This window comes from Pseudomonas sp. p50(2008), from assembly GCF_015351605.1.
In the GTDB taxonomy this organism is placed as follows: Bacteria; Pseudomonadota; Gammaproteobacteria; order Pseudomonadales; family Pseudomonadaceae; genus Aquipseudomonas.
The window spans coordinates 380,532-392,286 of the sequence record NZ_JACMYF010000010.1; the positions used below are offsets into that span (position 1 = coordinate 380,532).

The 11,755-nt window shown below is 56.8% G+C and carries 11 protein-coding genes and 1 tRNA gene; 5 read left to right on the plus strand and 7 right to left on the minus strand.

Features of this window, described 5'->3' with window-relative positions; translation table 11 throughout:
* Nucleotides 1-25: 25 nt before the first annotated feature.
* Both H7698_RS26985 and H7698_RS26990 read right to left on the minus strand, forming a co-directional pair.
* Complete coding sequence (locus tag H7698_RS26985; RefSeq protein WP_194693398.1) at nt 26-1,357, minus strand: D-arabinono-1,4-lactone oxidase; 1,332 nt, start codon at nt 1,355-1,357, stop codon at nt 26-28.
* An 84-nt stretch (nt 1,358-1,441) separates the two neighbouring features.
* Nucleotides 1,442-1,831 carry a c-type cytochrome gene (locus tag H7698_RS26990; RefSeq protein ID WP_194693378.1) on the minus strand — a complete coding sequence of 130 codons (390 nt, stop codon included), beginning with the start codon at nt 1,829-1,831 and terminating at the stop codon, nt 1,442-1,444.
* Between the two features lie 255 nt (nt 1,832-2,086).
* Here H7698_RS26990 and H7698_RS26995 point away from each other — a divergent pair, with 255 nt between their 5' ends.
* A complete protein-coding gene (locus H7698_RS26995; protein ID WP_194693379.1) occupies nt 2,087-3,712 on the plus strand; it encodes an NADP-dependent glyceraldehyde-3-phosphate dehydrogenase in 1,626 nt (541 codons plus the stop codon).
* A gap of 17 nt (nt 3,713-3,729) precedes the next feature.
* Complete coding sequence (locus H7698_RS27000) at nt 3,730-4,800, plus strand: FUSC family protein (protein ID WP_235992959.1); 1,071 nt, start codon at nt 3,730-3,732, stop codon at nt 4,798-4,800.
* A 41-nt stretch (nt 4,801-4,841) separates the two neighbouring features.
* On the opposite strand, the gene H7698_RS27005 is transcribed toward H7698_RS27000, so the two are convergent.
* The gene (locus tag H7698_RS27005) at nt 4,842-5,732 is read right to left on the minus strand and encodes a DMT family transporter (protein ID WP_194693380.1); all 891 of its coding nucleotides are present in this window, start codon (nt 5,730-5,732) and stop codon (nt 4,842-4,844) included.
* A 135-nt stretch (nt 5,733-5,867) separates the two neighbouring features.
* Between H7698_RS27005 and H7698_RS27010 the strand changes: the two genes are divergently transcribed.
* Both H7698_RS27010 and H7698_RS27015 read left to right on the plus strand, forming a co-directional pair.
* Complete coding sequence (locus H7698_RS27010; protein ID WP_162438459.1) at nt 5,868-6,305, plus strand: Lrp/AsnC family transcriptional regulator; 438 nt, start codon at nt 5,868-5,870, stop codon at nt 6,303-6,305.
* A gap of 57 nt (nt 6,306-6,362) precedes the next feature.
* Nucleotides 6,363-6,689, plus strand: coding sequence for a YceK/YidQ family lipoprotein (locus H7698_RS27015; protein ID WP_162438458.1), 327 nt, complete (start codon nt 6,363-6,365; stop codon nt 6,687-6,689).
* 62 nt (nt 6,690-6,751) lie between these two features.
* Here H7698_RS27015 and H7698_RS27020 read toward each other — a convergent pair whose 3' ends face one another.
* On the minus strand, nt 6,752-7,423 hold the full coding sequence (locus H7698_RS27020; protein WP_008006561.1) for a Bax inhibitor-1/YccA family protein: 672 nt from the start codon (nt 7,421-7,423) through the stop codon (nt 6,752-6,754).
* 122 nt (nt 7,424-7,545) lie between these two features.
* Here H7698_RS27020 and H7698_RS27025 point away from each other — a divergent pair.
* A tRNA-Ser gene (locus H7698_RS27025) sits at nt 7,546-7,633 on the plus strand.
* 279 nt (nt 7,634-7,912) lie between these two features.
* On the opposite strand, the gene H7698_RS27030 is transcribed toward H7698_RS27025, so the two are convergent.
* From H7698_RS27030 to H7698_RS27040, 3 genes are all read right to left on the minus strand, one after another.
* Nucleotides 7,913-8,920, minus strand: coding sequence for an HAD family hydrolase (locus H7698_RS27030; RefSeq protein WP_162438457.1), 1,008 nt, complete (start codon nt 8,918-8,920; stop codon nt 7,913-7,915).
* 139 nt (nt 8,921-9,059) lie between these two features.
* Entirely contained in the window at nt 9,060-10,718 is a 1,659-nt protein-coding gene (locus tag H7698_RS27035) for an arylsulfatase (RefSeq protein WP_194693381.1), read from the minus strand.
* Nucleotides 10,719-11,043: 325 nt separating this feature from the next.
* On the minus strand, nt 11,044-11,493 hold the full coding sequence (locus H7698_RS27040; RefSeq protein ID WP_194693382.1) for a hypothetical protein: 450 nt from the start codon (nt 11,491-11,493) through the stop codon (nt 11,044-11,046).
* Nucleotides 11,494-11,755 lie beyond the last annotated feature (262 nt).

Consider the following 11,755-nt stretch of genomic DNA (forward strand, 5'->3'; position numbering starts at 1 on the left):
GTTCCCATCACGAAATGACGCCGATTCATGGGTTCACCCCCAGGATGGATGCCAGGTGCGCATTGAGGAATTTGCCGCTGGGGTCGAGGGCCTGGCGGACCTCAATGAACTCCTGCCAGCGCGGATACAGCGGCTGCAGGTTCTTTGCGTTCAGCGTGTGCAATTTGCCCCAGTGCGGCCGGCCGTTGTACTTCCAGAAGATCGGTTCGATGGCGGCGAAAAAGTTGTGATGGTCCATCTGATAATGCTGGTGAACCGAGATCGAGCAACTGTCCCGGCCTTCGAACATGCTCAGCGGAATGTCGTCGGCCTTGACGTAGCGGTACTCGATGGGAAACCAGGTGCGCAGGTCCTTGTCCTGAATCAACTTGAGGATTTCCCGCAGACAAGCCGGGCCGTGTTCTGCCGGGACCGAGTATTCCATTTCGTTGAAGCGCACCGTGCGTACGTTGGCGTAGATATCGAAGGAGTCGCCCACCCGTTCATCGAAACTGGCCAGGTGGCGCAGGTTGTTGAGCATGGTTCGGCGCAGGTCGGGAAAATCGCTGCCGTACTTGTCGATCTTTTCGATCAAGTTCACGAACTCGTTACCGCCCTCCTCGTCTGCCGGGATCGGCGGCGTGGCCGGGTCGGTGGTCTCGTTCAGGGCAATTGACAGGGCATAGTCGGAATGGGTCACCACGAGCATTTCCCAGTGCTGATTTTCACGGGTGTTCTTGTCCAGGTCTTCCAGCAGCTCTTCGGTTTTGGCGATCCATTGACGCTCCCTCAGGCGATAAGCCGGACGGTTTTGCAGGCGGATTCTGGTAGCGACGCCCAATGCACCGAGGGACACCCGGGCGGCGCTGAATACCTCGGGATGGCGCGTGCTGTCGCAGTCGAGAACGTCGCCGCTGGCGGTCACCAGTTGCAGGCCGCAGACATGTGCCGAATAGGATTGAAACTGCTTGCCGGTGCCGTGGGTCGAGGTGGATATGGCGCCGGCGAGGGTTTGATAGTCGATGTCGGCCATGTTCTGCAGCGCCTGCCCGATGTCCTTGAGCGGTGTACCCATGCGCGACATCGGCGTGCCGGCGGCGAACTCGGCCTGATGGGTCTGGGCATCGTGATCGAGCAATCCGGTGAAGTAACTCAGCGACAACAGCGTGCCATCGGTGGGCACGAGCGCGCTGAAGGAATGTGCCGAACCGACCGGACGAATCTTGCCGGGCGCCTGACGGATGACCTGGGTCAATTCATCGAGATGCTTGGGCGCCAGCTGCGCCGCCGGCAGGCAACTCTGGGCGCCGGACCAATTGCGCCAAGGGATCAGCCGCGGTGCGCGCAGCCATTCAGCGAGCGCCGGGCTGCTGCCCAGGGCCGTGAAAGCGCCAATGACGCTTGCCCGCTGCAACAATTGCCGCCGTGTTAAATCCATCGTCATCAAGTGCACCCCGGGTTGTTATTGTTGGAGGGTTTGCCCGGCCATGAAGCTGATCAGCGCGAGGAATTGTTCCTCTGAGCACTCCACGCACTGGCCCATGGGTGGCATGCCGTTGTAGCCGTTAATGGCGTGATCCAGCAGCGTGTCCGCGCCCTGGAGCAGCCGTGGCTCCCAGGCTTTTTTGTCGCCGGTCAACGGCGCTCCGGCCGCCGGATTGGCGTGGCAGAGCTTGCAACTGTTGTCGTAGATCTGCGCCAGCGCGGGATCGCCCGGTTTGGCGGTGGCGGCTTGATTGTGGGTCGCCGGGCTTTTCTTCTCTTCACCACAACCGCTGAGCAGCGTGAAGAAGGCGCACCCCACCAACGCCAAACAAAGGCTAGGCTTTCCCGTGAATTGACGTGCCCGCATGACCGCCCTCTCTTTGGTGCTCCGGTCAGCCGGGTACACCTTTTTATTGTGTTCAAGGAAAGCTCAACACTAAGGCACCCGTGCCGCAGGGTTCAGGGCATTGGGGGCCAACAAGGGGGGCTTCTGAGGCCATGACCGCAAGCGCCAAGGAACCGGCCTGTTCGCCACTGAGACGAAAATGAGTCATGACAAGCGAAGCGCAGGTCTGCTAAAACGATTCATCAGCGAATCAGATCATCAAGATGGGGTAGCGACATGACCACAGCACATATCCTTGGCAACCTGTTTCCTGACGCGGCCAGCGTCCCGGAAAAATACCGCCTCGACGGCCCGACCGAACAGCGCGAGTACCTGGTCGATGGCGAGCTGAAAATCTGGTCGGGGCCGCTCGCTCAAGTCCGCAGCCCGGTGTACCTGACCGGTGAACAAGGTGATGAACAGGTGATCCTCGGCAGCACGCCACTGCTCGACGCCGAGACTGCATTGACTGCCCTCGACGCCGCCGTCCGCGCCTATGACCGAGGCCAGGGCCTGTGGCCGACCATGCGCGTGGCCGAGCGCATTCAGCACGTTGAAACCTTCCTCGGGCGCATGCGCGAACAGCGTGAGGCGGTGGTCAAGTTGCTGATGTGGGAGATCGGCAAGAACCTCAAGGATTCGGAAAAAGAGTTCGACCGCACCTGCGATTACATCGTTGACACCATCAACGCCCTCAAGGAACTCGACCGCCGTTCCAGCCGCTTTGAACTGGAACAGGACACACTCGGGCAGATCCGCCGCGTTCCACTCGGCGTGGCGTTGTGCATGGGGCCTTACAACTACCCGCTGAACGAAACCTTCACCACGCTGATTCCGGCACTGATCATGGGTAACACCGTAGTGTTCAAACCGGCCAAGCTCGGTGTCCTGCTGATCCGTCCGCTGCTGGAAGCTTTCCGCGACAGCTTCCCGGCCGGGGTGATCAACGTGATCTACGGCAGCGGCCGCGAAACCGTCAGTGCGCTGATGGCCAGTGGCAAGATCGATATCTTTGCGTTTATCGGCACCAACAAGGCCGCCAGCGACCTTAAAAAGCTGCACCCCAAGCCACACCGTTTGCGCGCGGCGCTGGGTCTGGACGCGAAGAATCCCGGCATCGTGTTGCCCGAAGTCGATCTGGATAACGCCGTGAACGAAGCCGTCACCGGCTCGTTGTCCTTCAACGGTCAGCGTTGCACTGCGCTGAAAATCCTCTTTGTTCACGAAGACGTGGTCGACGCGTTCATCGAGAAATTCAACGCCAAGCTCGCCACGCTCAAACCGGGCATGCCCTGGGAAAGCGGCGTCGCCCTGACGCCTTTGCCGGAGTCGGGCAAAGTCGATTACCTGCACGCGCTGGTGGCCGATGCCGAGAGCAAAGGTGCGAAGGTGGTCAACCCCAACGGCGGTGAAACCCGCGCCTCGTTCTTCTACCCTGCCGTGCTGTTCCCGGTCACGCCGCAAATGCGTGTCTATCAGGAAGAACAGTTCGGCCCGGTCGTTCCTATCGTGCCGTACCGTCACCTGGATACCGTGATCGATTACGTGCTGGAGTCTGACTTCGGCCAGCAACTGAGCATTTTCGGCACCAATCCGGTGGCAGTCGGCAGGCTGGTCGACACCTTTGCCAACCAGGTCGGCCGGATCAACCTTAACGCCCAGTGTCAGCGCGGCCCGGACACTTACCCGTTCAACGGGCGCAAAAATTCCGCCGAAGGCACGTTGTCGGTACATGATGCGCTGAGGGTTTTTTCGATCCGCACGCTGGTGGCCACCAAGTTCCAGGAAACCAACAAAGAGCTGATCAGCGAGATCATCAGCGGCCGCAGTTCCAGTTTCCTGACCACTGATTACATCTTCTGAGGAGATCAGGTCTGAGCATGATCAAAGCCCATCGACTGCCACTGCTGTTGCGCCGGTTGTTGCGTCCGTTGCTGGATCCGTATCGGCGCTATCAACACGCCAAACTGATCCACGCGGTGCGTGTGTCGCTTGGATTACTGGCTTCGATCATGCTGACCACCGGCATCAACCTGCCCCATGGTGAATGGGCGTCGGTGACGATGCTGGTGGTCATCGGCGGCTTGCAGCATCACGGCAACATTGGCAAAAAAGCCGCCGAGCGGGCCATCGGCACCCTGGTCGGGGCCGGCATCGGGTTGTTGCTGGTGCTGCAACAGACCTGGCTCGGGATGCCGTGGCTGACCTATTTCGTCATGTCGGTGGTGTGCGGGTTTTTCTCGTATCACGCCATCGGCAAAGGGGGGTACACCGCGCTGCTGGCGGGTATCACCGTGTTTATCGTCGCGGGGCATGGCGACAATCCGCTCAGCGACGGTTTGTGGCGCGGGGTGGACATCCTGATCGGGATTGCCCTGGCGCTCGCGTTTTCGTTCGCCCTTCCTCTGTACGCAGTATTTTCCTGGCGCTACAACCTGGCGGATTCGTTGCGCGATTGCGCGACGATTTACGGGCGAATCATCAATGGCCAATCGGTCACCGATGATGAACACCTCAAACTCATGGGCCGGCTGAATACGGTGATGGTGCAATTGCGTTCATTGATGCCGTCGGTGTCCAAGGAGGTGAAGATCTCCATGACCGAACTCGATGCCCTCCAGCGCAACTTGCGGATGTGTGTCAGCACCCTGGAAATACTGGCCAACACCCGGCCGGACGTCAGTGACGCTCAAGCCATGGGTCAACTTCAATCGGTCTTGAAAGCTGAGCATCGGTTGATTCGGGTAAAGCTGGTGGGCATGGCCCGGGCGTTGAAAACCGGTTCCTACCAGCGACTCAATCGGCCCGTGGAGCCGGCGCGGGAGGCGAGCCTCGAAGCACCGGTTTACAGCCCTCTGGATGGCTACCGGTTATTGATTTTGCAACTGGTCGCCAACATTGAAGAAATGCGCCAGCGCCTGGCCAAAACTGCGCCGCGCTGGAGTATTTGATCCTGAGTAGAACCACAGCCTGTAGCCGCTGGAGGCAGGCATCAGGCGGCTACTCGGCGAAATTTCAGGCTCCAGCCCTGCTGCATGCCGGCCGCAGCCAGCAGGATTGCCGCGACACCGAACCACTGCAGGAGCTCCAGGCGATGGCCGAAGGCGAACCAGTCCACAAATATCGCGGCGATCGGGTAGATGAATGACAGCGCGCCGGTCAGCGCTGTCGGCAGTTTCTGGATGGCGCCGTACAACAAGACGTACATCACACCGGTATGGACGATGCCCAGAGTGACCAGGCTGGCCCAGGCGCTTGGCGCTTGTGGCAGCGCCGAAAAGTGTGCGAACGGCGCGAGCAACAGTACGCCGGTGCAGACCTGGATCAGTGCAATCAAATGCGGTGGAGTGCCGGTCAAGCGCTTGATGATCAACGCTGCAATGGCGTAGAGGAACGCAGCGCCCAGCGCCAGTGCGATACCCAACAAGTAGTCATTACCACTCTCGCTCTGCGTGCCGTGCGCACTCACAATGGCCAGCATTCCCAGAAACGAGATGCCCAGCCAGAACAACTTCTGCAGGGTGATTTTCTCGTTGAGGAAAAGCGCGGCCAGCCCCACCAGCATGAACGGCTGGACGTTGTAGACCGCTGTCCCGATGGCTATCGATGCCCGGGAATACGACGCAAACAACAAGACCCAATTGCCGACAATCGCCATACCGCTGAGTACGGCGAGCAGGAACGTGGTTCGGGTCAGGATTTTGCGACGTAAAAAGCCGAATGCCGCACAGATCAGCAGCAAGGTGCCGGCACCGAACACGCAACGCCAGAACACCACGTCCAGCACCGGTTGCCCGGACACCAGCACGAACCAGCCGATGGTCCCGGAAATCAGCATGGCGGCGGTCATCTCAAATGAACCGCGACGGATTGACTTGTCCATCTTCAGACTCCTGTGTTTGAGCCCAAAGTATGCCTATTCGCCCACAGGCTTCTCCAGCGCAAAAAGCAGGCTAGAATTCGAATCTGCCTTTTTTATAAAGGCGGATTTGATCAATTGCCTAAGAGAGCTTTCGCCATGACCGACGATATTGATCAAGTGCTGATAACAGCATTGATGGAGGATTCCCGGCGTTCGCTCAAGGCGCTGGCGAACATCAGTGGGTTGTCTTCGCCTAGTGTCGCCGAACGTTTGCGGCGTCTTGAAGAACGGGGCGTACTCAAAGGCTATACCGTCGAGATCGACCCCAAGTGTTTCGGTTATCAGCTGCAGGCCATCGTGCGTATCCGCCCGCTGCCCGGCCAGCTGCAGGAGGTTGAACGGCAGATCCAGGCGATCCCGCAGTTCACCGAGTGCGACAAGGTCACGGGGGACGACTGCTTTATTGCGCGACTGCATGTGCGGTCCATGGAACAGCTGGATACTCTGCTGGACCGCCTTAACACACATGCGGAAACCAATACTGCGATCGTCAAGAAAACGCCCGTCAAGCGAAGGTTGCCACCAATGGAATGAGTGAAGTTTTGGTTTAAAGTCCGTAGATTGACTATTTCCCAGCTAAGGATTGGCAACATGAAAATTCAGGTAATGGCATTGGCGGCGCTGATGCTGGCGGGTTGCGGTACGGTTCAAACGGTCATGCGAAGCGATGAAGTGGCCGTCAAAAGCCTCAAGGAACAGCAAAGCTATTGCGGCGCTGTCCCGCGAATCTACAGTGGCGTGACCTACGATTTCTGCTATTTGAACGCACCGCTGGAAAAAGGACGGGATGCGGGGGAACACAGTCCTGCGCCGGCTGTTGTGTTGGTCGACATTGTCCTTTCCGGCGCACTCGATACCTTGATGCTGCCCTACACTATTTATCGACAGCAGGCCGACGGCAGCATCATCGTGAACTGACCCCCTGGATTTTCAGGCAATAAAAAACCCGCCTGAGCGGGTTTTTTAGTTATGGCCGACGATTAATCATCGCGGCTCATGATGCCGAACAGCTGCAACAGGCTGACGAACAGGTTGTAGATCGATACATACAGGCTGATGGTCGCCATGATGTAGTTGCGCTCGCCGCCGTGAATGATGGCGCTGGTCTGGAACAGAATGCAGACCGAGGAGAACAGCACGAAACCTGCGCTGATCGCCAACTGCAAACCGCTGATCTGGAAGAAGAAGCTTGCCAGTGTCGCACCCAGCAGCACGAAGAAACCTGCTGTGATGAAACCACCGAGGAAGCTCATGTCCTTACGGGTGATCAGTACGTAGGCCGAAAGGCCACCGAACACCAGTGCGGTCATCGCGAAAGCCGAACTGACGACCTCGGCACCGCCCTGCATGCCCAGGTAACGGTTGAGGATCGGGCCGAGCAGGAAACCCATGAAACCGGTCAAGGCAAAAGCCGACACCAGGCCCCACGCCGAATCACGAAGTTTGTTGGTAAGGAAGAAAAGGCCATAGAAACCGATCAGAACCACGAAAATGTTCGGGTAACCGACACGCATCTGTTGAGCGACAAACGCCATCACGCCGCTGAATGCGAGGGTGAGAGCGAGCAAGCCGTAAGTGTTGCGCAGGACGCGGCTAACCTCTAGCTGCTCAGCCTGCACGCTGTTATTAACTGCGTAATCCTGTTCGCGCATGGCGACACTCCTGTTGGTTTGAAACGTTCAGTCGCAAAGATCATAACAGACACTCTGTAACAAGCTACGCAGAGAGTTTGACAGTGTGTTTCATTCAGGTATTATGGCGCCCGCAACGCAACGGAGGTGTGGCCGAGTGGTTTAAGGCAACGGTCTTGAAAACCGTCGACTGTAACAGGTCCATGAGTTCGAATCCCATCGCCTCCGCCATATTTGTACCGATAAAGCCCTGATTATTCAGGGCTTTGTCGTTTCTGAAGTTCAAGAAGCACACATCCGTGTGCGCAGTTGTGACCACAGCCCCTAGCCTCCGCAGCTGCTGCCATGTCACGACACCCTCGCCTTTCGTTCATTCACAATTCGTCTCGTTTTCGTGCGCGCCTTCCTGTGCGGCTTCATCGTGCGCTAAGGATCAGCGAGATTAGGGTCCATCTAAAAACAGACAGCCGCCGCGAAGCAGTCAATCGTGCTGGCCTCTATCATTAGGTTTCATGGCGCCGCGGTATCAAAAGGGTAGATTTTCCCCCACTCTTTAGCCATATCAACTACCGTCCAGTTCTGCGCCAGGGCTTCGTCCAACGCTTTGTCCAGCTTGCCTATCTTCGACTCCCGGTCGTACGCCCACTCACGCTGCGCGTCGGTGTGGTGCACAAGCCCCATGAAGCGTTTGCCGTCGCCTGCGGCAGTCCATTGCAACATTTGCTGATCGCCATCGGAGTTACCAAAAGCGAAGATCGGTCGTCGGCCTATAACCGCGTCAATACTCACGGGTTTACCCGGGCCATCGTCGTTATGAGCGAGCTTGGGCATGCGCATGATTACCGGCTTGCCGGCGTTATATTGATACTCGGCGGTGAAGGTAGTCCCGATCACCTGCTCCGGTGGAACGCCATATACTTCCTCTGCCCAGGCGCGCATGAACTCCACTTCGCCTCCGGAAACGATGTAGGTTCTGAACCCGTTGGCTCGTAGATAGGCGAGTAATTCCAGCATCGGCTGGTAGACCATTTCGGTGTAGGGTTTATGGGTTTTGGGATGCACGGCCTTGGCGAGCCATTTTCGGACATTGGTCAAAAATTCTTGGGTACTGATCTCTGTATGGGTAGCATCGATGATCTTCATCAAACCCTCCATACCGCTGCCGGCCAACGTTTTCTGGTCGTTTTCCAAGACTGCCTTGAACGGCTGTTGTTGTTGCCATTCAGGATGCTGTGGTGCCAGGCGCTTGACCTCTTCAAGGGCGAACAGCATCTGAAAATACATCGGCTGTTCGCTCCACAGCGTGCCGTCGTTATCGAACACTGCAACGCGTTCAGCAGGTGGCACAAAATCCTTGGAACCATCAGCTGTCACTGCCTGGACGAATTCAACGATGGCATGTTTGGAAGGGCCCTCACGCCAAGAGGGTAAAGGTTCAGCCGCTTGCAAAAGCAGCGGCCACAATAAAAGAAGCCAAAGCCAGCGTATTGCCGGACGAACCAACAAGATGTCTTTCATGGACTACTCCCTTAGAACCGCGCGAGAAGGTGGACCTTTGAAAATCCACCGCCTTATCTTTAAAGCGTGGTGAATACTCGCCAACTTCAATTTGCGAAGTGGCGACCGCTGATGAGGTCGCCAATTTTCGGCTGATTGATCAATTGCCAGCAGGCATCGGCAAGTTGATGCCCTCTTGCTTCAGAGACTCTCGCACGGATTGAAATTTCTGGTACTGCGACAGCGTGACAGGTCCGTCATAACCCATACTTTGCAGTTTGCGCGGTGGGTATTCGACGTAGGTTTTCATCAGTTTCATGATCGCGCCCGTGATCGGTACCATCGTCCAGGTGCGCTCGGTGAAGTTGTTCATGAAGAGGTCATAGCGCTCTTGCGGGTCTTGCCACAAGTCGAAGACTTGCGGAACGGTGGCCACATATTTTTCGGCGCCTTTCCAACCCAGATTGGTGTCCACTGCCAAGCCGCCGGTTTGCGCGCCATCGTCACCGCGCAGGTTGAACACCGCCTTGTAGTTACCGACACGGGCCGCGCCTGGTGACAGTTCGTTCTCGGTAAAGTAGAACCACTCTTTGCGCGGTGAAGGGCCACTGCCGGTGAGCACGGGCGTCATGTCGTAACTGTCGAAGATGATGGGCTGACCTTCGCGATCTTTTTCCGGCAACTTCACTCCCGCCACGGACGCGAACGTTGCCATCAGGTCGAGGCCACCGAGCATTTCGTGGTTTTTGGTGTCGGGCTTGATCTTGTCTGGCCAGACGGCAATCGCCGGTACCCGGTTGCCACCTTCACGCACCGTCCCTTTGGTGCCGCGGAACGGAGTGTAACCAGCGTCCGGATAAACATCCTGCCAGGCCCCGTTGTCGGTGGTGTAGACCACCAGGGTGTTCTTATCCAGGCCGAGCGCCTTGAGCTTGTCCATGATCCGGCCAATGTGGGTGTCCAGTTCGACCACGGAGTCGGCGTACTTGGACTTGGACATGGACTTGTGAACGAACTCCGGTGCCGGCATGTTGGGCTGGTGCACTTTCATGAAGTTGACGTTGATGAAAAACGGCTTGTCCGATTTAGCCGCGGTGTCGAGAAACTCCAGGGCGGCTTTTTCGACGTAGTTATCAAAGTATGGAATGCCGACCACGCCGGGTTTGCCGTCTACGACAGGCGTGTCCACGTACTGGCCGTTGACCTTGAATTCTTCGACCGGTTTTTCCCCCGCCTTGCCGGACAATGCACCCTTGGTGACCCGTTGGAACATCTCACGGGTTTCCGGATCCATGTCCGGGAACCAGGTCGGGTCTGCGTAGGTATAGGCATTGAGGTGGTACAGACCGACGTATTTCATCACGTCGTAACCCTGCGCATTGGGCAGCGCATAATCGGCTTCGCCCAAGTGCCACTTACCTGTGAAATAGGTGTCGTACCCCCCGGTTTTGAGAACCGAGGCCAACGTCCACTCCGCCGCCGGCAATCCACCGCCCTGGCCTTGAAAGGCCACCGTGGTCATGCCGCTACGATTGGGGATACGTCCGGTTTGCATGGCTGCCCGACCAGGCGTGCAGCTTGGCTGAGCATAAAAAGAATAAAAAGTGACCCCCTCTGCCGCCAGCTCATCAATGCTCGGCGTAGGCATTCCTCGACCGACCCCACCACCGTAGGGGCCAAGGTCACCGTAGCCGGTATCGTCGGAGACGATGAACAGGATGTTGGTCTTCTCCGTTTGAGCAGCGAGGGCCAGTCCGTTCAATGACACAAGTGCAGCAAACACAACTGATAGCTTGAAACGATCCAATAGCTGTTCCATACCAGGATTCCTCGTTGATTCATGGTGTTAGCAACCGGTTGATGAGTGCACGTCAACATCGATCCTTAGTGCATTTACCACCGAGTGTTCGCCCAGTTAGTGCGTACAGAATCATTTTTTCTTATAGCTTGAGCCTTGCACGGGTTAAGACGCGAAAAGAGTTTAGTGCGGTTTTTTTGATTAAACCTGTCGCTCGAAATATTTTTGGGAAGTCTTGTAAAGCCAGCTTTACAAACTGTATGTACACCCATTAATAATTCCGATAAACCGGGCTCCATTCATCAAGTAGGGTATTGGCTTTATTTCCAAATGAACTAAACAAACATCATCGGGTTACTTGCGCTATATCGCCGCAGAAAATATCGACGTTGCCATCTTCAGGGGAGGTTCTCACGACAACCGAAAACTGGCCGGAGAGCAGATCTGCCATAGCGATCGGCGCGCTTCTGTAGAAGCTCCAACCACCGGCGCCAGCGGCGGATTGAGTATTGACCTTGTCGTTCATTGCATAAGCAACGGGGCCTGGTTGCTTGCAACTGCCTTTGTTGATGAACGTGTACAGGCGCGGCGGTATGATTGTTCCGAGCGGAACGCCTGTGATGGAAAAGTCAAAGTTGGTTTGATTTCCCACGCCGGTCAGCGTGGCATTGGCAATATGACCCGGGTTTTTGTGGGTCGCTGCCAAAGGAAGGTTCATTGATTGGTTTGATGAGCTGGTGCAGCCAACGAGACTTGCGGTGATCAATAGCGTTGCAAGGGGTGTGCAGAATTTCATTGCCTACCTCCAATAATGGAAGAAGTGCGGTGGGGGGACTATTGGGTATAGCGCATTAATACGGCGTTGCACGCTTGAGTGACTACTTTTTGTAGCCTTAAAAAATCCCGGAAACCTCCGAGTTATCAACAAGACTGGGCGGTTGCAGGAGCTGAGTGCAACACGGTCATTGAATTGAAGCTGGAGCATCATGCCGCATAGCCATGGCCTTCTGCATCACCTCGCCCATAACTTCGATTGGGCATTTGAAGTCGAAGCGCTT

What these genes read in the sequence shown, in the direction of transcription:
- H7698_RS27030 (WP_162438457.1), bottom strand. Translation starts at nt 8,920, where the DNA reads ATGAAAGACATCTTGTTGGTTCGTCCGGCAATACGCTGGCTTTGGCTT.
- H7698_RS27035 (WP_194693381.1), bottom strand. Translation starts at nt 10,718, where the DNA reads ATGGAACAGCTATTGGATCGTTTCAAGCTATCAGTTGTGTTTGCTGCA.
- H7698_RS27015 (WP_162438458.1), top strand. Translation starts at nt 6,363, where the DNA reads ATGAAAATTCAGGTAATGGCATTGGCGGCGCTGATGCTGGCGGGTTGC.
- H7698_RS26990 (WP_194693378.1), bottom strand. Translation starts at nt 1,831, where the DNA reads ATGCGGGCACGTCAATTCACGGGAAAGCCTAGCCTTTGTTTGGCGTTG.
- H7698_RS27000 (WP_235992959.1), top strand. Translation starts at nt 3,730, where the DNA reads ATGATCAAAGCCCATCGACTGCCACTGCTGTTGCGCCGGTTGTTGCGT.
- H7698_RS27005 (WP_194693380.1), bottom strand. Translation starts at nt 5,732, where the DNA reads ATGGACAAGTCAATCCGTCGCGGTTCATTTGAGATGACCGCCGCCATG.
- H7698_RS26995 (WP_194693379.1), top strand. Translation starts at nt 2,087, where the DNA reads ATGACCACAGCACATATCCTTGGCAACCTGTTTCCTGACGCGGCCAGC.
- H7698_RS27010 (WP_162438459.1), top strand. Translation starts at nt 5,868, where the DNA reads ATGACCGACGATATTGATCAAGTGCTGATAACAGCATTGATGGAGGAT.
- H7698_RS27020 (WP_008006561.1), bottom strand. Translation starts at nt 7,423, where the DNA reads ATGCGCGAACAGGATTACGCAGTTAATAACAGCGTGCAGGCTGAGCAG.
- H7698_RS27040 (WP_194693382.1), bottom strand. Translation starts at nt 11,493, where the DNA reads ATGAAATTCTGCACACCCCTTGCAACGCTATTGATCACCGCAAGTCTC.